The 569-nt window shown below is 48.3% G+C and carries 1 protein-coding gene; it reads left to right on the forward strand.

Features of this window, described 5'->3' with window-relative positions; genetic code table 11:
• Positions 1–237 precede the first annotated feature (237 nt).
• The coding region (locus tag ACFSYC_RS19620) for a DUF6444 domain-containing protein (protein WP_377130569.1) at positions 238–569 on the forward strand (332 nt) is incomplete at its 3' end.

A 569-nucleotide genomic window follows, 5' to 3' on the forward strand; every position in this document is an offset into this window, starting at 1 on the left:
AGTTTTCACGACAATCGTATAATTCATTGGCGATTCGATGATACTTACGCTCGGTTTCGCTCCGTGCTACTTTGTTTGGAGAAGCATAGTTATGAAGCACGCAAGCGATTTTCTCCATTATCTGCTCTAGCTGGAGAGTAACCGTTCACCAGGGCCCTATTGACAGTTAGTAATATTTATTTTCAATGATCGTGGGGATCCTATTGATTGATCCCGCCAGTCTGTCAGAGTGGTTTCATGCCACGTAAAAAGCAGCCCACAAAGCCACCCGTCGCTACTAATCTCGATGATGCCAATGAGCTCATTAGTACACTCTGGGACAGGCTAAATGACCTCGAAGACCGACTGAATCAAAACAGTCGTAATTCATCGCGCCCGCCATCTTCTAATGGTCCGAGTGTAGCTTCATCTGCGCCAGCTAAAAAGCCGACGGGCCGTAAGCGCGGTGCGCAATCCGGCCATAAAGGTAGTAAGCGGATGCTGGCCGATACCGTTGATGAGACGCGCACCTATTATCCCGACGATACTTGTGCTTGCGGTGGTGACATTGCTATCAATGATTCCCCTTA

Origin of the sequence: Mucilaginibacter antarcticus (assembly GCF_042686155.1) — a bacterium.
Classification (GTDB): domain Bacteria; phylum Bacteroidota; class Bacteroidia; order Sphingobacteriales; family Sphingobacteriaceae; genus Mucilaginibacter; species Mucilaginibacter antarcticus.